This is a genomic window from Sulfitobacter sp. PR48 (assembly GCF_028807335.1).
Taxonomy (GTDB): Bacteria; Pseudomonadota; Alphaproteobacteria; order Rhodobacterales; family Rhodobacteraceae; genus Sulfitobacter.
Genome location: NZ_JARAMM010000008.1, coordinates 140614 through 165048, shown reverse-complemented (window position 1 = coordinate 165048; position 24435 = coordinate 140614). Strand labels below are relative to the sequence as shown.

Annotated in this window: 19 protein-coding genes and 1 tRNA gene; 12 read left to right on the top strand and 8 right to left on the bottom strand. The window is 62.9% G+C overall.

The window, feature by feature from the left end; translation table 11 throughout:
- The first annotated feature begins 3 nt into the window (after window positions 1-3).
- Together PVW51_RS12590 and PVW51_RS12585 are read left to right on the top strand one after the other, a co-directional pair.
- A complete protein-coding gene (locus PVW51_RS12590) occupies window positions 4-1578 on the top strand; it encodes a class I adenylate-forming enzyme family protein (protein ID WP_274575344.1) in 1575 nt (524 codons plus the stop codon).
- A gap of 11 nt (window positions 1579-1589) precedes the next feature.
- Window positions 1590-3134, top strand: a complete 1545-nt coding sequence (locus PVW51_RS12585) for an acetolactate synthase large subunit (protein WP_443288049.1) — start codon at window positions 1590-1592, stop codon at window positions 3132-3134.
- A gap of 568 nt (window positions 3135-3702) precedes the next feature.
- Here the strand turns inward: PVW51_RS12585 and PVW51_RS12580 are convergent.
- The 4 genes from PVW51_RS12580 to PVW51_RS12565 form a co-directional block, all read right to left on the bottom strand.
- Window positions 3703-4608, bottom strand: coding sequence for a NaeI family type II restriction endonuclease (locus PVW51_RS12580; RefSeq protein WP_274575341.1), 906 nt, complete (start codon window positions 4606-4608; stop codon window positions 3703-3705).
- A gap of 66 nt (window positions 4609-4674) precedes the next feature.
- On the bottom strand, window positions 4675-5634 hold the full coding sequence (locus PVW51_RS12575; protein WP_114273333.1) for a DNA cytosine methyltransferase: 960 nt from the start codon (window positions 5632-5634) through the stop codon (window positions 4675-4677).
- 346 nt (window positions 5635-5980) lie between these two features.
- Complete coding sequence (locus PVW51_RS12570) at window positions 5981-6856, bottom strand: lysophospholipid acyltransferase family protein (protein ID WP_274575340.1); 876 nt, start codon at window positions 6854-6856, stop codon at window positions 5981-5983.
- Window positions 6857-7202: 346 nt separating this feature from the next.
- Window positions 7203-7278 (bottom strand) — tRNA-Thr (locus PVW51_RS12565).
- Between the two features lie 276 nt (window positions 7279-7554).
- On the opposite strand from PVW51_RS12565, the gene PVW51_RS12560 reads away from it, so the two are divergent.
- Window positions 7555-8430: a hypothetical protein gene (locus PVW51_RS12560; RefSeq protein ID WP_274575339.1), complete on the top strand. Its 876-nt coding sequence runs from the start codon at window positions 7555-7557 to the stop codon at window positions 8428-8430.
- Between the two features lie 12 nt (window positions 8431-8442).
- Here the strand turns inward: PVW51_RS12560 and PVW51_RS12555 are convergent, their stop codons facing one another.
- Both PVW51_RS12555 and PVW51_RS12550 read right to left on the bottom strand, forming a co-directional pair.
- The gene (locus tag PVW51_RS12555) at window positions 8443-9861 is read right to left on the bottom strand and encodes a pyridoxal phosphate-dependent decarboxylase family protein (protein WP_274575338.1); all 1419 of its coding nucleotides are present in this window, start codon (window positions 9859-9861) and stop codon (window positions 8443-8445) included.
- A gap of 69 nt (window positions 9862-9930) precedes the next feature.
- Window positions 9931-10821, bottom strand: a complete 891-nt coding sequence (locus tag PVW51_RS12550; RefSeq protein WP_274575337.1) for a 2-dehydro-3-deoxygalactonokinase — start codon at window positions 10819-10821, stop codon at window positions 9931-9933.
- 167 nt (window positions 10822-10988) lie between these two features.
- Here PVW51_RS12550 and PVW51_RS12545 point away from each other — a divergent pair, with 167 nt between their 5' ends.
- The 8 genes from PVW51_RS12545 (at window position 10989) to kynU (ending at window position 20128) form a co-directional block, all read left to right on the top strand.
- Window positions 10989-13280, top strand: coding sequence for a bifunctional salicylyl-CoA 5-hydroxylase/oxidoreductase (locus PVW51_RS12545; RefSeq protein WP_274575336.1), 2292 nt, complete (start codon window positions 10989-10991; stop codon window positions 13278-13280).
- Window positions 13277-14011, top strand: a complete 735-nt coding sequence (locus PVW51_RS12540; protein ID WP_274575335.1) for an SDR family NAD(P)-dependent oxidoreductase — start codon at window positions 13277-13279, stop codon at window positions 14009-14011. The genes PVW51_RS12545 and PVW51_RS12540 overlap by 4 nt, the downstream gene beginning before the upstream one ends.
- Window positions 14008-14472, top strand: coding sequence for a MarR family winged helix-turn-helix transcriptional regulator (locus tag PVW51_RS12535; RefSeq protein WP_269364439.1), 465 nt, complete (start codon window positions 14008-14010; stop codon window positions 14470-14472). Before PVW51_RS12540 ends, PVW51_RS12535 begins: the two co-directional genes overlap by 4 nt.
- On the top strand, window positions 14462-15262 hold the full coding sequence (locus tag PVW51_RS12530; protein WP_274575333.1) for an enoyl-CoA hydratase family protein: 801 nt from the start codon (window positions 14462-14464) through the stop codon (window positions 15260-15262). The genes PVW51_RS12535 and PVW51_RS12530 overlap by 11 nt, the downstream gene beginning before the upstream one ends.
- A gap of 81 nt (window positions 15263-15343) precedes the next feature.
- The gene (locus PVW51_RS12525; protein ID WP_274575332.1) at window positions 15344-16492 is read left to right on the top strand and encodes an acyl-CoA dehydrogenase family protein; all 1149 of its coding nucleotides are present in this window, start codon (window positions 15344-15346) and stop codon (window positions 16490-16492) included.
- A gap of 1 nt (window position 16493) precedes the next feature.
- Complete coding sequence (locus PVW51_RS12520) at window positions 16494-18113, top strand: AMP-binding protein (RefSeq protein WP_269364435.1); 1620 nt, start codon at window positions 16494-16496, stop codon at window positions 18111-18113.
- A complete protein-coding gene (locus tag PVW51_RS12515) occupies window positions 18110-18937 on the top strand; it encodes a tryptophan 2,3-dioxygenase (RefSeq protein WP_274575331.1) in 828 nt (275 codons plus the stop codon). The genes PVW51_RS12520 and PVW51_RS12515 overlap by 4 nt, the downstream gene beginning before the upstream one ends.
- Window positions 18938-20128 carry a kynureninase gene (gene kynU / locus PVW51_RS12510; RefSeq protein WP_274575329.1) on the top strand — a complete coding sequence of 397 codons (1191 nt, stop codon included), beginning with the start codon at window positions 18938-18940 and terminating at the stop codon, window positions 20126-20128.
- Window positions 20129-20294: 166 nt separating this feature from the next.
- On the opposite strand, the gene PVW51_RS12505 is transcribed toward kynU, so the two are convergent.
- A complete protein-coding gene (locus PVW51_RS12505; RefSeq protein ID WP_269364429.1) occupies window positions 20295-21032 on the bottom strand; it encodes a helix-turn-helix domain-containing protein in 738 nt (245 codons plus the stop codon).
- Between the two features lie 119 nt (window positions 21033-21151).
- On the opposite strand from PVW51_RS12505, the gene PVW51_RS12500 reads away from it, so the two are divergent.
- Window positions 21152-21994, top strand: coding sequence for a hypothetical protein (locus tag PVW51_RS12500; protein WP_274575328.1), 843 nt, complete (start codon window positions 21152-21154; stop codon window positions 21992-21994).
- Window positions 21995-22262: 268 nt separating this feature from the next.
- Here the strand turns inward: PVW51_RS12500 and PVW51_RS12495 are convergent, their stop codons facing one another.
- Window positions 22263-24287 carry a PhoX family protein gene (locus PVW51_RS12495; RefSeq protein ID WP_274575327.1) on the bottom strand — a complete coding sequence of 675 codons (2025 nt, stop codon included), beginning with the start codon at window positions 24285-24287 and terminating at the stop codon, window positions 22263-22265.
- Window positions 24288-24435 lie beyond the last annotated feature (148 nt).

The following is a 24435-nucleotide window of genomic DNA, read 5'->3' as shown; positions in this document are numbered from 1 at the left end:
GCCATGATACCCATCAACCCACCTGTTGGCGACACGCCCCCCACCGAAACCATCGTCGCGCGTGTCCGCGCCAATGCCGCCGCCCATCCCGACCGGATGGCGCTGGTCTGTGGCGATGAGAAACTGACCTGGGGCGCCTTTGATACCGGGATCAACCGGGTGGCCAATCTGCTGCTGGGGCGAGGGCTGCAAAAGGGGGACAACGTGGCGATCCTGTCGCCCAATTCGATCCCCTATGCCACGCTTTTCATGGGTATCCTGCGGGCGGGGGGATGCGTCACGCCGCTCTCCTCCATGGCATCGCCCGAGGCGCTGCAGAAAATGATCGCGGATTGCGGGGCAAAGGCGATCTTTGTCGCGGAGGCCTATCGCGACCTGCTGGACGGGTTTCTGGGCGACATGGCACTTCACCGCTTCGCGCTGGATTTCACGGCGGCGGGCTATGACGGCTATGAGGCCGCACTGGCGGGGGCCGGGACCTCTGATCCGATGGTGCCCATCGACATGAAGGACCCCTTCAACCTGATCTATTCCTCGGGCACCACCGGCACCCCCAAGGGCATCGTGCACGACCACCTGATGCGCGCCGCCCAGATGGACCGGGTCACGCCCAACGGCTATGACGCGGAGGCCCGCACGCTGCTGTCCACGCCGCTATATTCCAACACCACCATCGTGGCCTTTGTCCCGACCCTGTTCGGCGGGTCGACCGTGTACCTGATGCCGAAATTCGATGCGCGCCGCTATCTGGAAATCGTCCAGCGCGAACAGATCACCCATACCATGCTGGTGCCTGTGCAATACAAACGTATCATGGATGTGCCCGATTTCGACAGTTTCGATCTGTCCTCCATGCGGATGAAATTCTCGACCTCCGCACCGCTGCGCGCGGATGTCAAACGCGATGTGCTGGCGCGCTTTCCCGGCAAGCTGATCGAATACTACGGGCTGACCGAAGGCGGCGGCGTCACCGTTCTGGTCGCGGATGAGCACCCCGACAAGCTGCATACCGTGGGCAAAGCCGCGCCGGGCAATGAAATCCGCCTGATCGACGTGCAGGGGAACGAGGTGCCGCCGGGGCAGGTCGGCGAAATCTGCGGACGTGGCCCCACCATGATGGCGGGATACTTTGGCCGCGACGACCTGACGGCGGATTACATCTGGCGTGACGCCCAGGGCCATGTGTACTTTCGCTCCGGCGATATGGGCCATCTGGACGAAGACGGCTTTCTCACCCTGTCGGACCGCAAGAAGGACATGATCATTTCGGGCGGGCTGAACATCTATGCCAATGATCTGGAGCTGGTGCTGCTGGATGACCCGGATGTGACCGATGCCGCCGTGATCGGCGTGCCGTCCGAGGCCTGGGGAGAAACCCCGCTGGGCCTTGTGGTGCGGCGCGAGGGGGCATCGCGCGGGGCCGAAGAGATCTTGGCGCGGGCCAATGCCAAACTGGGCAAAAGCCAGCGCCTGTCGGCGGTCGAGCTGCGCGATGCCTTGCCGCGCAGCACCATCGGGAAAATACTGAAGAAGGACTTGCGGGCCCTCTATTGGGCTGCAGAAAAGGAAAACACGTGAAAGACGATCACATGAACGGCGCCGAGAGCCTGGTGCACAGCCTGCTGGCCAACGGGGTGGAGGTCTGTTTCACCAATCCCGGCACCTCCGAGATGCATTTTGTCGCGGCACTGGACCATATTCCGGGCATGCGTTCCATTCTGGCCCTGCAGGAGGCCGTCGCCACCGGGGCCGCTGACGGCTATTACCGCATGGCGCGCAAACCCGCCTCGACGCTGCTGCACCTGGGGCCGGGGCTGGCCAACGGGGTCTCCAACCTGCACAACGCGAAAAAGGCCGGTTCCGGCGTGGTGAACATCGTTGGCGAACATGCCTCCGGCCATATTGCGCTGGATGCGCCGCTGACCGCCGATATCGAAGGCATCGCGCGCCCGGTTTCGCATTGGGTGCGCACATCTGGTTCTGCCGCGTCCGTGGGCCGGGATGCCGCAGAAGCGGTGCAGGCCGCCATGACAGCACCGGGGCAGATCGCGATCCTGATCCTGCCCAGCGACACCGCCTGGGATGCAGGCGGCAGCCCGGCGGCTGCACTGGACGCCCCCGCACCGGCGCCCTTTGACGAAAGCAAGCTGGCGCAGGCCTCTGCCGCATTGGATGGGCCGGAAACCCTGCTGCTGCTGGGCGGCACGGCGCTGACCGAAGAGAACCTTGAAACCGCCGGACGGATCGCTGCGAAAACCGGCTGCAAGCTGTTGTCGGAATGGTCCAACGCGCGGCTGGAACGCGGGGCAGGGCGGGTGGCCATTGGCCGCGTGCCATATCCCATCGACATGGCGCTGAAGGTGCTGGAGCCCTTCAAGCGGATCGTCCTGATCGGGGCGCGCGCACCCATCGGCTTTTTCGCCTATCCCGGCAAGCCCGCGATCCTGACCCGCGAGGGGGCCGAGATCGTGACTTTGGCCGACGCAGGCGCGGATCTGGGCGCGGCGCTGACTGGCCTCTGCACGGCACTGGCGGCGTCCGACACGCCCCCCGCACATGTGGCCCGGCATGATCTGCCCGATGCGCCCAGCGGCACCATTGATCTGGAGAAGCTGGCGGCCTGCATCGCCCGGGCAATCCCGCAGGATGGCATCGTGGTGGACGAATCCGTGACAACGGGCCGGGCGTTTTCCCCCGCGACCATGGGGACGGCGCGCCATACCTGGCTGAACAACTGCGGCGGCTCCATCGGCTATTGCCTGCCCGCCGCCATCGGCGCGGCGATTGCCTGTCCGGACCGCCGGGTGATGGCGCTGACCGGGGACGGCTCGGCGATGTACACGGTGCAGGCGCTCTGGACCATGGCGCGGGAAAACCTGGACATCACGACGCTGGTCTTTGCCAACCGCAGCTACAAGATCCTGCGGGGCGAGCTGACCAATGTGGGCGTCGGCAACCCCGGGCCCCGCGCAATCGACATGCTCAGCCTCGACCGCCCGGCGCTGGATTGGGTGCAGATGTCGCACTCCATGGGGGTGGATGCCGTCCGGGTGACCACATGCGAAGACCTGGAAGCCGCCTTGCAAGACGGGCTGACCCGCAAGGGCCCCAGCCTGATCGAAGTGGTGCTCTGACCGGGATTTCCGCACTCAACGGGCCGCGTTTGACCTGAGGTGCAGGCCGGGGAGCGCCCGACCTGGGGGGCGTTCTGGACCAATGTGCGGTGAAGAATGTCCAAACACTCAATCCGGTCGTGATTTCCGGTCGTGATTTGGCAGAGGGCACAAAATCGCCCTCCCGTCACGCCAAAGGCGTGCCGATTCCACACGGCGCAGCATGCGCGAGTATGGCGGAAACGAAATGCGCACCATTTTCCACTGCCCCCGGATCGCTTGCGATCCGGTTCGCACCTGACACCGCCCCCGTCAAACCGCAGGTTTGCCTCCGGCAAAACGGCGGGTGCGCAACTCCGACCTCGCAAAATGCTGCGAAGTATCAAAAAGTGAAAATGCCTCGCCAAAGGGAGGGCCGCCCTCGGGCTCGGGCGCGAACCCGCCGTTGAGAGCTGTATTCAATGAATCGAACTTTGATTCCGGGTGACTACAGCGTTTCGGGATGAACTTGAAACATCCAACATCACTTTTCGCGTTCGACCGCAGGGAGAGGCAGCGAACAAGTGATTCAGGTATATCCCGAAACGCTTTAGGGGTCAGGCGGCCAGACCAGCGCAATGCCATGGGCCGCCGCCAGATCGGCCTCGCCCTGCGACACCGGCCGGTAAGAGACAAATTCGCTGCCCGAACAGGCGGGCAGCCCCAGGGCTGCAATCAGCGGCGCGTCATACTGGCCGGAGAGCAGCAGGATGCCCTCGCGGGCCAGATGATCCCGGGTGCCCCTGCCATTGTCCGAACGGATGCGCCGCATGAAATCCTGTTGCTGGGCCACCGCCTCGACCACGTCGCGGGTGATCGGCGCGCGCTGCACCGCGCGAAACAGATTGGCCATGCGCTGATTGCCCGACCTCCCTGCAAAGATGCCTTCGATTACATCGGCAGGAACCCTGCGCCAGAAGTTCGGCGGATAGGGATGATCCAACAGCAACCAGAAGATATTGGCAAACCCCGGCGCCGATACGCTTTTCTTGGAATCCTTGTTCTGGCCCAGGGTCAGATATTCCGGATGTGCCACGATCAGACCGAGGTAGCAGCGCGCGCGAATCTCATCCGCGGCCACAAGGATGCAGGGATGGCCGATGGCTTCGGTCGGGATCATCCAGTTGCTGCCCATCGTGTTCTTGATGTCCACGTCATGCCCGAGAATGACGGTGTCCAGCCTGCCTTTGGGCAGCGACAGCATCGCGCGCAGCTCAATCTCGACCCGCGTGCCGATATAGGTCTTTTCGGTCTTTTCCAGCTCATCATAAGAGCGCCGCCCCGTCTTGGGGGTCATGATCACATCATCGACGCATTGGCGCAGCATGGCCGAGAACCCGGCGGCCAGCGCCCCGGCCCCGCCCGCGCGTTTCGTGATCTCATCCGCGATTGCACTCAGCAGGTCGTAATCGCGGTGACCCGCAAGAACGATGCTTTCTGGGATGGTCTTTTTCAAAGGCCCGCCGCTCTGACTTTCGGTTGTGTCTCAGCACGCTGTCACAGGCGGGCGGCTGTGGGAAGCCTAGCCGTTGACCACGCGCAGCACGCGCTTGCGCAGCACTTTTGCGATCTGGCCCGATACCGCCTGGGCAACCGGCGGCGGAAAGGCATTGCCGACCTGGCGATAGGCATTGGTCTTGGCCCCGGTAAAATGCCAGTCGTCCGGGAAACCCTGAATCCGCGCCACCATCGGGACCGTCAGGCGCGGCATCCCCGTGAAAAAGCGATCGGGTGCCTCGGGCGCAATGGTCCGCCCCTCGACGCCCAAAGTGGCCCAGGCCGCACGCGCGCGCGTCGGGCCAAGGTCCGGGCCGCCATGTTTCTTGGAACCGCCCACGATGGTCGGCGCAATTTCATCGGCCTTTGCAGCCCATTCCGCCGCACCCGGCCAGCCCCGCGCCGCCATCAGGTCTTGCAATGTTTCCCCGACCGACGGCGGGTTGTGCACATTCGCTTCCGGCCAATCGAAGTATTCCGCACGGTCCTTTGCAATTGCCACAATCACCACACGCGGCCGTAGCTGCGGAACGCCATAGTCCGAGGCGTTCAGCAGCCGCCAGTCCGTCTGATACCCCAGCTTGTCCAGCTGTGTTTTCAGCCGCTCCCGATAGTCATGAAAAACCGCACCCAGGAAACCGCGCACGTTTTCGATCATCACTGCGCGGGGGCGGGCGGCGTCAATAATGTCGATGGCATCGTTGAACAGGTTGCGCTCGTCCTTTTCGCCAAGCTGTTTCCCGGCGATGGAGAATGGCGGGCAGGGCAGGCCGCCTGCCAGCAGGTCCACACCCTTGTAGGCCTCGGCACCCTCCTTGAAGAGACGCATGTCTTCTTCAAGGACGTTCCAGCCGGGCCGGTTGTGGCGCAGCGTGTTGCAGCAATGACTGTCGATCTCGACCAATGCGGTATGGGCAAATCCGGCCTTCTCAAGCCCGAGGGCCTGACCGCCGGCACCAGCGCAAAGTTCTACGGATGTCAGCACTGCTGTCGGCCCTCTTCATCGTGATGGAAACGATCTGTCATCCCCGCGTCCACGTCAATAGTTCTGTATTCGTTCCTATTCGATAGCCGCGGTCCGGGCAACCTTCAAAAGCCATCCCATGCAGGACTTTTACCGGGGGGCGAGGGTAAGTCCAAACCGCCAGACTCTCGTTATGAACGAAGGACGAGCCGGGGGGCAGGTCAAAGGGTTTGGGCCATCGTCACGGACGGCCCGGAACGGACCTTCGGCAGTACATTCTGATTTGGGCCTGGCTCTCCGAAAGCGGACATTGAACATTTAACGGAGTAGTTTCAAAGGCAGGAAGCAGAAAGGCTCAGACCTTCGCCTACTCCACCCCCCAACGCCTTAGCATCCAATACCATTGTTCCGGGTTTGCCATGATCCGCGCAGATAGACTGTCGTTGAACGCGCGGGTCATGGTTATGCTGTCGGAGTGGGGGATTGGAGCTTCGAAGTCCACCTGAAATGCGTTGCCGTCGTCAACGCGCGTACCATAGGCGGGGATCATGGGCAGATCATATTTCAGCGCAAGCTGAGCGGCGGCCAAGGATGTCAGCGCATCAATCCCAAGAAACGGTATTCGTACACCTTCGGCATATTTTTCATCCAACAAGATGGAGATAATGCCTCCATCCCGCAGGTGTCGAACAAGCCCCCCGGTTCCCACACGGCCGGTCGCCAGGATCGGTCTTCCCCCCGCTTCGATACCGGCAAGAATCCGTCGCGCATAATGACGGTTCTTGTGCGGCCGATACACAGCTCCGCTTTCGAGCCCATGCATCCTGATCACAGCGCGAACAGCTTCCCACTGCCCGAAATGGCCGGAAACAATGATTGCTCCCTTGCCTGCCGCGTTCGCCGCTTTCAGAGCATCAAGGCCCGGGCCTGAGCTCCTGAATTTGTGGTGTTGGGTCTGAAATTCGGCATCGTGATATATCTCAAAGAGTGTCCGCCCCATCTGGCGGCCCATACGCTGGCCTAGCTTGGCGCGCTCACTGCGCTTCATATCGGAAAAAACCCGTCTGGCTTCGCGGTCAAACCGGTTTCTTGCGGGCGGAAACCAACGCATAACCGTTCCACACGCTGTCCCCAATGCGCGAGACTGCAAATCAAAGGCGCGCCATCGATTGATGGTCAGTGCCGACCACAAAGGGAAGTATCTGGCGTGATGCAAAACTGATTTCAGGGATGTTGACAGCATGGCTCAGTATCAACGGGTTCAGCGTCAATGCCAATCGAAAACGCTGGCACAGGTTGTCCCGGTCGCTATCTCGGCAGCGATGGCGGCGTCGCGCCGCACCCTGCCGGAGTTGACTGCTGATCGGGTAAGGGCATGCACCAAAGCACCTTTGACCGCCTTACAGCCGAGATTGAACGTTTCGAGGCCGCGTCGGATGCGGCCTTCGTCGGATACTTCCAGACGCGCTTTGACCTTCTGACCAATTGATCGACAGCGCCATGAAACCGTCAAAGGTGGTTTCTGGGGTGGATTGAACTGTAGTTCGCTCCAGAAAGCCGTTTAATTGCAAGATGTTATTGGAATTAAATGGTGCCCCCACACGGACTCGAACCGCGGACCTACTGATTACAAATCAGTTGCTCTACCAGCTGAGCTATAGGGGCCGTCGCCTGAGGCGATGACGCGTTGAAGGGGATGTCCGTTCAAGCGTGGGCGTTCTTTAGTGGATCGCGATTGCGGATGCAAGCGGGTCCGTGAGGCGCGGTGAAAAATCTTTTGCCCCGCGGCGCCGCTGTGATCGGCCGGTCGGGCGGGCAGGCCGGGCGGCAGGTGATCCGGCCGGTTTTCACCAGACCGGACGGGGCGCGCATTTGCAGTTTTACACAGATGCCGCAACGGGATAAGGAAGGGCGAAATCAGGAAAGTGCGAAGCAAATACCATGCAGTTGATCTTGCATACTGGCGCCCATTACACCGAACAGGACCGGCTGATCAAATCCATGCTGCGCAATGCCGCCCAGTTCCGGGAACGTGGAATCATGATCCCCGGTCCGGGGACCTACCGCAAGCTGGTGCGCGATACGCTGAACGCGATGCACCGGGCGCCGGCCGGACCCGATGCGCGCGCGGTGCTCCTGGATGTCATCCTTGATGATGACCCCGCCGACCGGGTGATCCTCTCCGATCCCAATTTCTTTCGCACCGCAGGCACGGCGGTGCGGCAGGGAAGGCTCTATCCCGACGCGGCAGCGCGGATGCGCAACATGTCCGAGATTTTCCCCGATGACGAGGTGGAGATCTTTCTGGCGATCCGCAATCCGGCGGCGCTGTTGCCGGTGCTGCATTCCGTTGCCCTGGAGAAATCCGATACCGCCTTCTGGGGCGGGCGCGGGCCGCTGGATGTCAAATGGTCCGAAACCCTGTTGGCGATCCGTCAGGCCGCGCCCGATATCCCGATCACCGTCTGGTGCAACGAGGACATGCCGCTGATCTGGTCCCAGATCATCCGCGAGATGGCGGGTGTCGAACATCACGAGAAGATTGCAGGCGGTTTCGACCTGTTGGCGGCGATCATGAGCAAGGAAGGCATGCAGCGCTTCCGGGCCTACATCGACAACCACCCCGGCATGTCCGAGATGCAGAAACGCCGGGTGATTTCGGCCTTCCTCGACAAGTTTGCGCTGGAGGAAGAGATCGAGGAAGAGCTCGACATGCCCGGCTGGACCGATGAGCTGGTCGAACAGATGACGGATATCTATGACGAGGATCTGCTGACCATCCAGCGCATTCCCGGTGTGACTGTCGTCGCGCCCTGAGGTCGTTCCGGCTCAGGTGGGGTGCATATCCGCCGCCAGTTCCGTGATCACGTCAAACGCCATCTCCACATCTTCGGCTGTTGCGGTAAAGGCGCCGGCCTGGAAGCGGATCACCAGCGCGTCGTCGATCCGCGTCTGTGTCAGATAGATCCGCCCGTCGTCGTTGATCCTGTTCACCAGGTCCTGGGTCAGCGCGTCCAGGTCCCCGGCACCGGGGGGCGCATAGCGGAAGGTGAAGAGCGACAGCATCGGCTGGGTCACGATCTCGAAACCCGGCACCCCGGCCAGCCGCTGTGCCAACCCCACGGTCCAGTCCACGTGGTTGCGGATCATCTGGCGCAGCCCGTCCAGCCCATGCGCCCGGATCAGGAACCACAGCTTCAGCGCGCGGAACCGGCGGCCCAGCGGCACGGACCATTCGGAATAGTTGATGATCCCGTCCGCGCCATGGGTTTTCAGATACTCCGGCTGGATCGCCAGCGTTTTCACCAGCGTCGCAGGGTCCCGCAGGAAATGGGTGGTGCAGTCGAATTGCGCGCCAAGCCATTTGTGCGGGTTCAGCACCACCGAATCCGCGCGTTCCACCCCCGCCCAGAGGTTCTGGAATTCGGGGCAGATCATGGCGGAGCCCGCCCAGGCCGCGTCCACATGGGTGTAAAGCCCCTCGGCCTCGGCCACATCCATCACGCGGGCGATGTCATCTGTCGCCCCCGCACTGGTGCCGCCGACACAGGCGATGATCCCGGCAGGCAGCATCCCCGCCGCCCGGTCCGCCGCGATAGCGGCGCGCAGGGCAGCCACATCCATCGCGCGGGTGGGGCCGCCCGTGGGGATGCGCACAAGATTTGCCTCGCCGATGCCGCTGATCCAGATCGCCCGGTCGATGGAGGTATGCACCTCGGCCGAGCAATAGATGCGCAGGGTGGGCTGGCCGCTCAGCCCTTCGGCATTTCCCGCCCAGTCCAGCGCGCGCTCCCGCATGCTGAGCACCGCACAAAGCGTTGCGGTGCTGGCGCTGTCCTGGATCACGCCCGAGAATCCTTCGGGCAGGCCGATGGCCTGGCGCATCCAGTCGCAGACGCGGGTCTCCAGTTCCGTCGCCGCCGGCGAGGTCTGCCAGAGCATGCATTGCGCCGCGATGGCGCTGACATAATATTCCGCCAGGACCGATATGGGGGCCGCATTGGCCGGGAAATAGGCAAAGAAACGGGGGTGCTGCCAATGGGTCATCCCCGGCAGGATGGTCTGTTCCAGATCGGCAAGGATGTCATCGACAGGCTGTGCCGCATCCGGCGGGCAGAGCGGCAATTGCGCCAGCACATCGCCCGGCTTGCTGCGCGCCCTGACAGGCCGCGCGCGCAGGTCGCGGTGATAATCCGATGCCCAGTGCGCAGCATCCGCGCCGCGCTTTCGAAACTCTTTCCAGTTCACAGCCGCTCTCCCCGTTTAACTTATCATGTTAAGTAAACGCGGCGTCGGCACAGGTCAACAGGCTTGATGTCAGCCCTCAGCCAGGCGGTAGGCGGCGGTCAGCCCGGCCAGCGCCATACGGGCCGCTTCCGCGACGGTTGCGGGGGCGCCCTGCGCCTCCAGCGCCGCCGCATAAAGACGGGTCTGTTCCGGCGCGCCGATCAGGGCCAGGTTCTGACCCAGCCAATAGGGGCGCGCCGCCGCCAGTTCCGCCCCGATCAGCAGACCGTTCAACTGTGCAAGCGCCGCGCCCTTTGCCGCAGAACCCGACAGATGCCCGGAGCGGATCGCCAGCAGACGGGCGGCCAGACGTTCGGGCCGGCTCAGGCTGTCCGACACCGCCGCGCCAAAATCGGCCATGTCGATGGTGGCTTGGGCCAGGGCAGGGCGCAGGGTCGAATGTTGTCGAAGCAGCGCGACCAGCTCGCCGCTCATGAAACTTTGAAAGCTGACCACTTCGCCCGCGCTGACCTCGGCCCAGATGCTGTGTGGCCCGGTCAGGCAGATCACCCCGTCCCAGCCGGGGTTGAGCGCCAGGAACCCGGCGATGCGGGTTTCCCCGCCCTGCATGACATCGGCGGGGGACTTCTGCCGCAATCCCGGCACCGGGTAGAGCGGCGATGCCGCGTCGCTGGCGCGTGGCAGGCTTTCGCCCAGTGGCGTACAGGGCACCGCCCGCAGCGCGGCCGCACTGCCTTCAAGCGGGCCGCAGATCACCACCGGCGTCTTGCTGCCGAACTGCCAACCCGCGGTCAGGTCCTGCAGGGCAGGGCGCAGCCCGTCAGCTGTCAGGTCACGCGCGTTTGATCCGGCCTGCTGCACCTGCGCCACCGCGCGGCCGCCCTGCATCGCCCAGGCCCGCAGCCCATCTGCGCCTGCATCCACTGCAACCCAATCGGGATTTATCTGTTTGTCAGTCATGGCGCGACATTGGCCCAATCGGGCGGCAAGAGCCATCCTCAATCCGACGGAAAGGCGGGTCCGGGGGCAGGGAATGCATTTTACTTCAACCTTAAAATATTTTTGCTTGAAGTAAAAAATAAAACCGCATAGCCTTGCGGCAACTGCTTTGAAGAGGGGATGTGACCATGCGTGCAATTTGTCTGGGCGGCGGTCCCGCCGGGCTGTATTTCGCCATTTCGACCAAGTTGCGGAACCCGGATGCGGATGTGACCGTGCTGGAGCGCAACAAGCCGGACGATACCTTCGGCTGGGGCGTGGTGCTGTCGGATGAGACATTGGCCAACCTCGAAGCCAATGATCCCGTCTCGGCCCGCGAAATCCGCAGCCACTTTGCCTATTGGGATGACATGGCGCTGGTCTACAAGGGTCAGAAGACGGTCAGCTCCGGCCATGGGTTCTGCGGCATCGGGCGCAAGCAATTGCTGATCATCCTGCAGGCGCGGGCCCGCGAACTGGGTGTGAACCTGCAATTCGAAACCGAAGTCGAAAGCGCATCTGCCTATATGGACGATTATGACCTTGTGGTCGCCTGCGACGGGCTGAATTCCAAGACCCGGCTGGAATTCCAGGACACTTTCCAGCCCGACATCGATGTGCGCAAATGCCAGTTCCTCTGGCTTGGCACCCATCAGAAGTTCGACGATGCCTTCACCTTCATCTTCGAGAAGACCGACAAGGGCTGGCTTTGGGTGCATGCCTATCAGTTCGACAAGGACACGGCGACCTTCATCGTCGAATGTTCGCAGCAGACATTCGACAACTACGGCTTTGGCGACAAGACGCAAGCCGAGACCATCGCGATCTGCGAAGAGGTGTTCAAGGACCATCTGGCTGGCCACAGCCTGATGACCAATGCCAAACACATCCGGGGGTCCGCCTGGATCAGGTTCCCCCGCGTGTTGTGTGAAACCTGGCACCACAAGAACGTCGTGCTGCTGGGGGATGCCGCCGCGACGGCGCATTTCTCCATCGGCTCGGGGACCAAGCTGGCGCTGGAATCCGCGATCTCGCTGGCGGAGCATGTACACGAGGAACGCGACATTGCGAAAGCATTCGAGAAATATGAAGACGCGCGCAGACTTGAGGTGCTGCGCCTGCAATCGGCGGCGCGCAACTCGCTCGAATGGTTTGAAGATGTCGAACGCTACCTCGATCTGGACCCGGTGCAGCTGAACTATTCGATGCTGACCCGCAGCCAGCGGATCAGCCACGAGAATCTGCGCGCGCGTGATTCCAAGTGGCTGGAAGGCGCGGAAAAGTGGTTCATGGAACAGGCGGGCGCGGGCAGCAATGGCCCGGTGCGCGCGCCGATGTTCGCACCCTTCCGCCTGCGCAAGATGGATCTTGCCAACCGCATCGTCGTCTCGCCCATGGCGCAATACAAGGCGGTCGATGGCTGCCCCACCGACTGGCACCTGATCCATTACGGTGAACGGGCCAAGGGCGGCGCCGGGCTGGTCTATACCGAGATGACCTGCGTCTCGCCCGAGGGGCGGATCACGCCCGGCTGTCCCGGCCTCTATGCCCCCGAACACGAAGCGGCATGGAAACGCCTCACCGATTTCGTTCACGCAGAGACGGGTGCAAAGATCTGCAGCCAGATCGGCCATTCCGGGCGCAAGGGTTCCACCCGGATCGGCTGGGAAGGCATGGACATGCCGTTGAAAGAGGGCAACTGGCCGCTGATTTCGGCCTCCGCCATCCCATGGTCGGATGGCAACGCCACGCCGCAGGAGGCGACCCGCGAAGACATGGACAGGGTGCGCGATGAATTTGTCGCCGCCACCGAAATGGCGGAGCGCGCGGGCTTTGACATGATCGAACTGCATGCTGCGCACGGCTATTTCATCTCCTCCTTCATCTCGCCGCTCAGCAATGTCCGCACGGACGCATACGGCGGCAGCCTGGAGAACCGCATGCGCTACCCGCTGGAGGTTTTTGCCGCCATGCGCGCGGTCTGGCCCGAAGACAAGCCGATGTCGGTGCGCATCTCTGCCAATGACTGGGCCGGCGATGACGGGGTGACCCCGAAAGAAGCTGTTGAAATCGCAAAGATGTTCGAGGCGGCAGGCGCAGACATCATCGACGTTTCCGCCGGTCAGACCTCGGTCAACCACCCGGCAAGCTATGGCCGCATGTTCCAGACACCCTTCTCTGACCGCATCCGCAATGAGGCCGGGATCAGGACGATGGCCGTCGGCAACATCTACGAGGCCGATCATGTCAATTCGATCCTGATGGCGGGGCGCGCCGATCTTGTCTGCCTGGCGCGGCCGCATCTGTCGGACCCCTATTGGACGCTGCATGCCGGGGCCGAGATTGGCGACCGCCACGCGAAATGGCCACTGCCCTATGAAGCGGGCCGCGATCAGACCTGGCGGCTGGCCGACCGCGCGGCGGAAGTGGAACAGGTATGACAGGCCATGTGATCGTCACAGGAGGCGGCACCGGCGTGGGGGCGGCGATTGCCCATGCGGTGGCGCAGACCGGTGTGGCTGTCACCATCATGGGCCGCCGCGAAGCGCCGCTGAAAGAGCAGGGGCTGCCCTATCAGCTTTGCGATGTGACCGATCCGGAAGCGGTGACCGCAGCCTTTGCTGCCGCGCGTGACGCACAGGGGCCGGTCACCGGGGTGATCGCAAATGCGGGTGCCGCCCATTCGGCACCCTTTCACAAGATTACCGCGCAGGACATGGCCGAGATGATGGCGGTCAATGTAACGGGCGTCTTCAACGTCTGGCAGGCGGCGCTGACCGGGATGAAGGAGGCGGGCAAGGGGCGGCTGATCGTCGTCGCCTCCACTGCCGGGCTCAAGGGCTATCCCTATGTCGCGGGCTATGTCGCGGCGAAACACGGCGTCGTCGGCCTGACCCGTGCGCTGGCGCTGGAACTGGCCCGCACCGGCATCACCGTAAACGCCATCTGCCCGGGCTTCATCGACACGCCGCTGCTGGCCCGCAGCGTCGACAACATCGTGCACACCACCGGCAAGAGCGAAGATGAGGCGCGTGCCATCCTGGCAAAGGCCAGCCCGCAGAACCGCTTTGTCGAAACCGCCGAGGTCGCTGCCGCAGCGCTTTACCTGCTGTCTGACGGTGCTGCCGCCGTGAACGGCCACACGCTGTCCCTTTCGGGGGGCGAGATATGAGCGCCGCCAAGGACCGCTTGCGCCTCTGGCTGCGCCTGCTCAAGGTGGTGCGGGGCATGGAACAGGAAGTGCGCGAGAAACTGCGCCGCGAACACAATACGACGCTGCCACGTTTTGACGTGATGTCGGCCCTGTCGCGCCATCCCGAAGGGCTGAAGATGAGCCAGCTGAGCGGGGTGCTGCGGGTGTCGAACGGCAATGTGACCGGCATCGCGGACCGGTTGAGCGACGAAGGTCTGGTCGAGCGGACCCCGGTGCCGGGCGACCGCCGCGCCATCATCCTGCGCCTGACAACGGCCGGTCAAAAGGAATTTGCCCGGCAGGCGCGGGCGCATGAGGAATGGATCGACAAGATGCTGGCCGGCGTCAGCCCCGCCGATGCCCGCGAGATGGCCGAACGGCTGCAAGCCTTTGCGACCGCTGCCGAATCTGAAGAAAAGGAGACTGCAAATGCGCAGTGACGTGAAGCATTTCATCTGTGACATCAAGGACGGGATCGCCACGGTGCGGCTGGACCGGCCGGACCGCAAGAACCCGCTGACCTTCGACAGCTATGCCGAGCTGCGCGACTGGTTCCGCGATCTGGTCTATGCCGATGACGTCGATGTGGTGATCTTTGGCTCCAACGGCGGTAACTTCAGCTCCGGCGGGGATGTGCATGATATCATTGGTCCTTTGACCAGGATGAACATGAAGGAGCTGCTGCGGTTTACCCGAATGACCGGCGATCTGGTCAAGGCCATCGTGAACTGCGGCAAACCGGTGATCGCTGCCGTCGACGGCATCTGCGTCGGTGCCGGCGCGATCATCGCCATGGCCTCCGACCTGCGGCTGGCGACGCCCGAGGCGAAGACCGCGTTTCTTTTCACCCGCGTCGGGCTGGCGGGCTGCGACATGGGGGCCTGCGCAATCCTGCCGCGCATCATCGGCCAGACCCGGGCGGCTGAGCTGCTTTATACCGGGCGGTCGATGTCGGCGGAGGAAGGCGAGCGCTGGGGCTTTTTCAACCGTTTGACCGAAGCGGAGGTGCTGGAGGCCGATGCGCTGAAGCTGGCCCGACAGATCCAGGCGGGGCCGAACTTTGCCCATATGATGACCAAGACCATGCTGGCGCAGGAATGGTCCATGTCCATCGAACAGGCGATCGAGGCCGAGGCACAGGCCCAGGCGATCTGCATGCAGACCGGCGACTTCGAGCGCGCCTACAAGGCCTTTGTGGCCAAGGAACGCCCGGTCTTCGAAGGGAACTGAGTGGTGTGATCTGGCGCCCTTCGGGGCGCTGCCCCGGACCCCGGGATATTTTTGACCAAAAAGAGAAACAGGTGATGTGCAATGTCTGACCGCAGTTTTCTGACCTGGCCGTTCTTCGAGGACCGGCATCGCGAATTGGCGGAGGCGCTGGACGCATGGGCGGGATCTGAACTGGCGTCGGTGGATCACAGCGACACCGATGCGGCCTGCCGCGATCTGGTGGCGCGGCTGGGGGCGGGCGGCTGGCTGCGCCATTCCGGTGCCGAGGGCGCGGAGGTGCTGGACGTGCGCAGCCTTTGCCTGATCCGCGAGACGCTGGCGCGTCACGATGGTCTGGCCGACTTCGCCTTTGCCATGCAGGGGCTGGGCACCGGCGCGATCTCGCTGTTCGGCACGCCCGAGCAGCAGGCGACCTGGTTACCAAAGACACGGGCCGGAGAGGCGATTTCCGCCTTTGCACTGACCGAGCCGCAGTCGGGCTCTGACGTGGCCAGCTCGACCATGACCGCCGAAACCGAAGGCAACGGTTTTGTGCTGAACGGGCGCAAGACCTGGATCTCCAACGGCGGAATCGCCGATGTCTATACGGTTTTTGCCCGCACCGGCGAGGCGCCGGGGGCGCGGGGGCTGTCGGCCTTTGTCGTGCCCGCCGACACGCCCGGCCTGAAGGTGGAGGAGCGGCTGGAAACCATCGCGCCGCACCCGCTGGCAACCCTGCATTTCGACAATGTGAAAATCCCCGGTTCGGCGCTGATCGGGGATCGCGGCAAGGGGTTCGGCATTGCCATGTCGGTGCTGGATGTCTTCCGTTCCACCGTGGCGGCCGCGGCCCTTGGCTTTGCCCGCCGGGCGCTGGACGAGGCGATTGCCCGGGTGACGACCCGCAAGGTGCAGGGGGCGCCGCTGGCCGATCTGCAGATGGTGCAGGGCCATATTGCCGACATGGCGGTGGATGTGGACGCAAGTGCGTTGTTGATCTATCGCGCGGCATGGACCAAGGATTCCGGTGCGCCGCGCGTGACCCGCGAGGCCGCGATGGCCAAGCTCTTTGCCACCGACCACGCGCAACAAGTGATCGACAAGGCCGTGCAACTGCATGGGGGCGACGGTGTGCGGCACGGCCAGATGGTCGAAAGCCTCTACCGCGAGATCCGCGCGTTGCGCATCTATGAAGGGGCGTCCGATGTGCAACGCGTCGTGATCGCCCGCCAGACATTGGGAGGATACTGACATGCTTGGCGTTTCGGCTCATACAGATACATTCACCCGTGACAACCTGCCGGCCCAGGGCGACTGGCCCGATTTTCTGCTCGATGGGTTTCCCTATCCCGAGAAGTTGAACGCCGGGTCAGAACTCACTGATCTTATGGTGGAAAAAGGCTTCGGAGACCACACCGCCCTGATCGGGAACGGGCGGCGGCGCACCTATAAGGAACTGACCGACTGGACCAACAAGCTGGCCCGCGCACTGGTTGAAGACCTTGGCGTAAAGCCCGGAAATCGCGTGCTTATCCGTTCTGCCAACAATCCGGCAATGGTGGCCTGCTGGCTGGCGGCGACCAAGGCGGGCGCGGTGGTGGTCAACACCATGCCGATGCTGCGCGCCCGCGAGCTGGCGGCCATCGTGGACAAGGCAGAGATCAGCCATGCGCTCTGCGATACCCGGCTGATGGACGAGATGACGACCTGTGCCAAGACCTCGGATTTCCTGACCACCGTCGTGGGCTTCGACGGCACCTCCAATCATGATGCGGAACTGGACCGGCTGGCGCTGGAAAAGCCGGTGAAATTCGATGCGGTGCAGACCTCGGCGGATGACGTGGCGCTACTGGGCTTCACCTCCGGCACTACCGGCAGCCCCAAGGCCACGATGCATTTTCACCGCGACCTGATGATCATCGCGGATGGCTATGCCCGCGAGGTGCTGGGGGTCACGCCGGAGGATGTCTTTGTCGGCTCGCCGCCGCTGGCCTTCACCTTCGGCCTGGGCGGCCTGGCGGTATTCCCGCTGCGCTTTGGCGCGGCCGCGACACTGCTGGAGACGGCAAGCCCGCCGAATATGATTGAAATCATTGAGAAATTCAAGGCAACTGTCTGTTTCACCGCGCCCACGGCCTATCGCGCCATGTTGCAGGCAATGGAAGAGGGCGCCGACCTCAGCTCGCTCCGCGCGGCGGTCAGCGCAGGTGAAACCCTGCCAGCGCCCGTCTATCACGACTGGAAGGAAAAGACCGGCAAGCCGATGCTCGACGGGATCGGCGCGACGGAGATGCTGCATATCTTCATTTCCAACCGCTTCGACGATCACCGGGCCGCCTGTACCGGCAAACCGGTGACAGGCTATGAGGCCAAGGTGATCGACGAGGCAGGCGCAGAAGTGCCGCGCGGCGAAGTGGGGCGGCTGGCCGTGCGGGGGCCGACCGGCTGCCGCTACCTGTCCGACGACCGGCAGCGGGTCTATGTGAAAGACGGCTGGAACATCACCGGCGACAGTTTCACCATGGATGAGGACGGCTATCTGCATTTCGCGGCACGCAACGATGACATGATCATCTCTGCCGGGTACAACATCGCCGGGCCGGAGGTGGAGGCGGCCCTGCTGAGCCACCCGATGGTCAGCGAATGTGCGGTCGTCGCCGCCCCGGACGAGGCGCGCGGCTCCATCGTGCAGGCGCATGTGGTCCTGGTGGATGGTGCGCCAAAAGATAGCAGCACAATCAAACTGTTGCAGGATCATGTTAAGGCAGAGATTGCGCCCTATAAATACCCCCGTGACGTCCGTTTCGTGGATGCGCTGCCCAAGACGGCAACCGGGAAGATCCAGCGTTTTGCACTGCGGGAGAAAACATGAGCGATTTCGACAGCGCCTCCGAAGGGGCAAAGATGGATTTCGCCAGGGACATGTCCTATGGCGATTACCTGGGCCTGGATGCCATCCTGACGGCCCAGCATCCGCAAAGCACGGCCCATGACGAAATGTTGTTCATCGTGCAGCACCAGACGTCGGAGCTGTGGATGCGGCTGGCGATCCACGAATTGCAGGCGGCGCGGGCGTCGATGCAGCAAGGCAGGCTGCAACCGGCCTTCAAGATGCTGACCCGCGTGGCACGGATTTTCGAGCAGTTGAATTCGGCCTGGGACGTGCTGCGCACCATGACCCCCAGCGAATACACGGCATTCCGGCCAAGCCTCGGAAATTCCAGCGGATTCCAGTCACATCAATACCGGTTGATCGAATATCTGCTGGGCAATCGCATCGGCGCGCTGATGAAGCTGCACCAGCACAAGGCGGATGCCTATGAGGCGCTGAAATCGGAACTGGCGCAGCCCAGCCTCTATCAGGTTGCGATTGAGACGCTCTGCGCGCGGCTGGAGGTGCCGTCATTGGCAGGTGCGCCGGGCGAAGGTGACTGGCAGGCCGACCAGGCGGTGCAGGACCTGTGGCAAAAAATCTATGAAGACCCGGAAACCCATTGGGAACTCTATGAACTTGCCGAAAAGCTGGTCGATCTTGAGGATTACTTCCGCCGCTGGCGGTTCAACCATGTCACCACGGTGGAACGCATCATCGGCTTCAAGCGCGGCACCGGCGGCACCAGCGGCGTGGCCTATCTGCGCAAGATGCTGGAAGTGGAGCTGTTTCCCGAATTATGGCACGTGAGAGGAGCGCTGTAAGTGGCTGATGTATTGAGAAAAGAACGGTTCATCCTGCCCGAGGGCGTGATCTATCTGGATGGCAATTCGCTTGGGCCGATGCCTGTGGATGTTCCGGCGCGGGTCTCCGGGGTGATGAACGAGGAATGGGCGCAGATGCTGATCCGCGGCTGGAACAAGGCCGGGTGGATGGCGATGCCCTCCGACGTGGGCAATGCGGTGGGCCGGTTGATCGGCGCGCCGGAAGGTTCCGTGGTGATGGGCGACACCCTGTCGATCAAGGTCTATCAGGCGCTGGCCTCGGCGGTGAAGATGCGCCCGGATCGCCGCGTGATCCTCAGCGATACCGGCAACTTCCCCAGTGACCTCTATATTGCCGAAGGGCTGGTGGGCCTGCTGGAACAGGGCTACGCGCTGAAAACAGTCGAGCCGGAGGCGGTGGCAGAGGCGATTGACGATACCATTGCCGTGGTGATGCTGACGGAGGTCGATTACCGCACCGGCCGCAAGCACGAGATGAAGCCGATGACCGAGCTTGCCCATGCGGCGGGGGCGGTCGTGGTCTGGGATCTGGCGCATTCGGCAGGGGCCTTGCCGGTGGATCTGGCGGGTTCAAACTGCGAATTCGCGGTGGGCTGCACCTACAAGTACCTCAATGGCGGGCCGGGCGCGCCCGGGTTCATCTATGTGCGCCCCGATCTTGCGGATGCGGCAGAGCCGGCCCTCAGCGGCTGGCTGGGTCACCGCGCACCCTTTGACTTCGATCTCAACTACACGCCCGGCCGGGGCATTGAACGGATGCGCGTCGGCACGCCGCCGATCCTGCAGATGGCCGCGCTGCAAGAGGCGATGAAAGTCTGGGAGGGCGTGGACATGCAGGACGTGCGCGCAGCCTCCATCGCCTTGCAGGAGCAGTTCATCGAAGAGGTGGAGCGTGATGTGCCGCAGCTGACACTGGCCAGCCCGCGCGATTCCGCGAAGCGCGGCAGCCAGGTGTCCTTCCGCTTCGAACAGGGCTATGCCGCGATGCAGGCGCTGATCGACCGGGGCGTGATCGGCGATTTCCGCGCGCCGGACATCATGCGTTTCGGCTTTACGCCGCTTTATCTGGATGCAGGCGATGTGAGTGCTGCGGTTGCGGTGATCCGGGACGTCATGGTGAACAAGTTGTGGGACGATGAAGCCTACAAGGTGCGCAACCGCGTCACCTGATCCGCAGCCATGCGGAGAAAGCTGCAGTCGAACACTGGCGCCGGGCCGGGGGCGGGCCTGTCATGTTGCAGAGATGCTTCCGGCATGAAGCGCGGCGGCCTGCGGCCCTGATTCCGCGCGAAGATCTGCTGTGGCACAGACCGCATATCAGACCCGGCTATATCCCTTACTTGCCCTCAATCGTCAGCAGGCTGGAGAACTGGACGCGGGACCAGGCCAGACTGAGCTTATGGCTTTTGAGCGCAGATGCGGGCAGCGTCAGCTGATCCTGCCGCGCCATTTCGGACAGCTCGCGGTTCAGCCTGCGCAACTCCGTCATCATATGGCGGGCCGTATCGTCCGATATCCGGCGTGACTGGGTCAGAAAGGCGGCGGCCTCGGTGTCCGGTGCCAGAAAAACCTGACGGACAAAATCGAGGTTGATCTTCATCAGGGCACGATGCAACGGCCCGTCGCGCCTGAACTGGATCGGATGCTCCAATAACAGGCGGATGCGTCCGGTTGCCTGCACTTCAGCAAGTCCAAGCCGTTCAAGTTGCTGCCCCATCCTGAGCGTATCGCCCGGCTCCAGCTTGAACTGGCGCGCGATTTCTTCGACGGGCATGCCATCGTGCAGCAGAATGAAGAAGTTGAACAGCGAGGGATCGCCGGCCAGTTGCGCCTCGATACGGTCCCCGAGCATGACCGGCGTGACCGTTGTACGTCTGGCCTGTGCCACCACGTCTTCCAGCGACAGCCCCAGCGCATCGCAGATTTCGACGATCCTGCTCAGCTTGTCGTCGCGTGCGGCAAAGACGCGTTTGATCGTCGGCTCGGAGGTTTCGAGCCTGCGGGCAAGCTCCGCATAGGTGATCTTGCGCGCCCGCAACACCGTCTTGAGTGTTTCGAAAATTCTCGCTTGCACGGCGGCCTCTCTGATGCTGCTTTCCACATTTTGGTATCGAAAATTGATACCCAAAAGTTAAATATTCTCCATTTCGATCATTATCAGTAACTCGTCTCAGGTCAAATGAGGATTTGGATATGATCAAGAAAACGATGTTGGCAGGGCTGGCTCTGGTCCTGAACACAGGCGCCGTACTGGCGGATGAAAACTGGACTGCGGGTGGTTTCGACATGCCGGAATCGGCCGTGTTCGATAGGGCGCGAAACAGGATCATTCTCAGCACGATCATCGGCAATCCGGGCGTTGCCGACGGGCAGGGCAGCCTTGTGCTTTTGTCACCGGAGGGTGAGGTAATCGACGCCAATTGGGCGGTGGGGCTGGACGCACCGAAGGGAATGGCGATCCTGGGCGACGTGCTGCTGGTTGCGGACCTGACCAGACTGCACGAGGTCGACCTTGCCACGGGAGAAATCCGCCGGTCCATTGCCATGCCGGAGGCCGTCTTTCTCAATGACGTCACTTCCGATGGGGAGGTCGCTTTTGTGAGCGATCTGATGACGGACAGCCTGTGGCGCTACGCCGATGGGGCGTTCACGCTCTGGCTCAGCGACCCGCAGCTTGCCCACCCCAACGGCGTTTTCCTTGATGAAGGACGGCTGCTTGTCGGGTCATGGGGCGCCGGCCTGCGCGACGATTTCACAACCGAAACGCCCGGGTCGCTGCTGTCCGTCTCATTGGACACAAGGGAGATCAGCGTCGTCGCGCCGGGCATCGGCAACATCGACGGCATCACCCGCATCGACGACGCAATCCTCGTGAGCGATTGGGTGACGGGCGGGTTGTTCGAAATCGGGCGTGACGGTGTGGCAACGCAGAAGGCCCAGTTTGCACCGGGGCTTGCCGATATTTCATCTGACGGAAGCACGCTGTACCTGCCGATGATGCTTGATGGCACGTTGATTTCTCGGGACTATCCCTGATCGGGGTTACTGGCCCCCAGGGCGCAGAGGCAAAAACCCAGGATCGGAAAAGCCTGATGTGAACGCTGCGTAACGTCAAGCCGCGCGGCGGCCTGCGGCCTTGCTTCCGCGCGGGGGAAGCGGAAAGGGCTCAAAGCAACCCTTCACTGCGCTCGGCACAAAGCGCTGCTGTTCCGGTCGCCCCCCGATCTGACACAACGTTGGTTGCGCAAGGCACCCAACAGAAAGGGGCCCCGCAAGCAGGGCCCCTTCGTCAATGGCAGCGATTTCAGACCGCGATCTTGCCGCCGCCCTTTTTGGTGACCACCACCACAGAGGGGCGCGGCGGCATGGCGGGGTCGAAGTCCGGCCAGCGGGTTGCCGGGTCTTCGAAGGTCGAGTCGCGCTCAAAACCCGCGAGGTCCTTGGTCCCATCGGTGCCGGGGTGCTGCACGGCCAGGAACAGCGTCTCGCCATTGTCGGTGAAGTAGGGGCCGCACATCTCGCCGCCCACGGGGCAGCGGAAGAACAGCTTCGACGTGCCGCGCGCCTCGCCTTCGGTCTCCAGCGCATAAAGCCCGTCCGACTTGCCCGTCTTGCCCCAGTTCGACCCCTGATCGGTAGAGATCCACAGCCGCCCGTCCGCGTCGATGACGCAGTTGTCGGGAGATCCGAACCAGCCGTTTTCCGAGGTTTCGGGGTTCCACTGTGCGCCCACCTCGGCAATTGCCGGATCGCCGCATTTCACCAGGATCGACCATGTGCCGCGGGTGGCCGAATGGTTGCCGCCGTCTTCCTTGATCTCGATGATATGGCCAAAGTTGTTCTCGGGGCGCGGGTTGGCGGCATTGGCCTCTTCGCGGCGCGAGTTGTTGGTCAGCATGATATAGGCGGTGCCGTCGCCGCGCGGCTGCGCGTCTTCGGGGCGGTCCATCGGGGTGGCACCGACCAGATCGGCAGCGATGCGCGTGTCGATCATCACATCGCCCTGGTCGTTGAAGCCGTTTTCAGCCGTCAGCGGCCCTTCGCCATGCACCAGCGGCAGCCATGTGACCGTACCGTCCTCGTCAAAGCGCGCGACATAAAGCGTGCCTTCTTCCAGCAGCTTGGTATTGGCGGCGCGGTCGTCCGACACGGTGCCGTCAGAGACATATTTGTACTGATAATCAAAGCGGTTGTCGTCGCCCATGTAGATCACCAGCTTGCCATCCGAGGCGACAGTGGTTTCCGCGCCCTCGTGGCGGAACCGGCCCAATGCGGTGTGTTTGACGGGGGTGGAGGTCGGGTCCATCGGGTCCACTTCGACCACCCAGCCGAACTTGTTCGGCATGTTGGGCTCACGGTCGACGTTCCAGCGGTCGTGGGTCTTGCCCCAGGCATACCAGGCCCCCGGCACGCCGTAGCGCTTGTAAGAGACCGCCTCGGGGTTGGCGCTGTCGATCACCGGTTTGCCCTCGGCATCGAGGTTGTCGGTCCAGAAATAGCCGTGGAAGTTCTCTTCGGCCATCAGCCAGGTGCCCCAGGGGGTCAGGCCGCCCGCGCAGTTGTTGATCGTGCCGATCACCCTGGTGCCGGTGGGGTCGTCATTGGTCATCAGCCGCGCATGGCCCGCGGCGGGGCCGCTCAGGGTCATTTCGGTGTCCAGCGGGGTGATGCGGCGGTTCATCTTGCCGTCGCGCACCACAGACCATTGGCCGTCTTCACCTTGCGCGATCTCGACAACGGAGCCGCCGTGGGCGGCCATCTCGATGTCGATCAGCTCGGGCGTCATTCCAGAGAAACCGTCCCGGTCCTGGCGGCCCAGACCGGGGAACATGACCTCTTCATTGGTGTATTCGTGGTTGACGCAAAGCAGCCCGCGCGTGCCCTCGTCGTTCAGCGGGACAAAGCCCACATAGTCGTTGTTGTAGCCGAACTGCTTGAGCTGCGCCGCCGCCGTCTGGTTCATCACGTCGAATTCCGGCGCGTCGGCCATGATCGGATCGCCCCAGCGCAGCAGGATCTGCGCGTCATAGCCTTCGGCCACATGGTGGGTCTCGTCATTGCCCGCCGTCACCTCGTCAAAGACATAGCGGCTGCCGGCATCTGCCGCCTGCGCCTGTTTCGGCGCGATCAGCGCGGAGGTGCCGAACAGCGCCGTCGTGGCCGAGACACCCAGCATCCCGCGCAACATGTCGCGGCGCCCGTAGCGGGCGTTGATCACATCGCCGATGGTGCGGCCCAGGTTGGGGTTTGTCGGGATGTCATCGAAGGCTTCAAAGGCTTCGGCCTTGTTGCCGATGCTGGGGTCGTTGACGATGTCGCTGCGCTTCATTGCGGGAATCCTCTGGCTGTGTTTCGCTGCGCCGTCTTTGACGTCGAAGTGTTGTCGTTTCATGACAAAACTGACGTAAAATCCCGGCGATGTCCCGTGTCTTTGGTCATTCTCCGCAGGCAGCGGTGCCGGGCCTTGCGACAAGGGG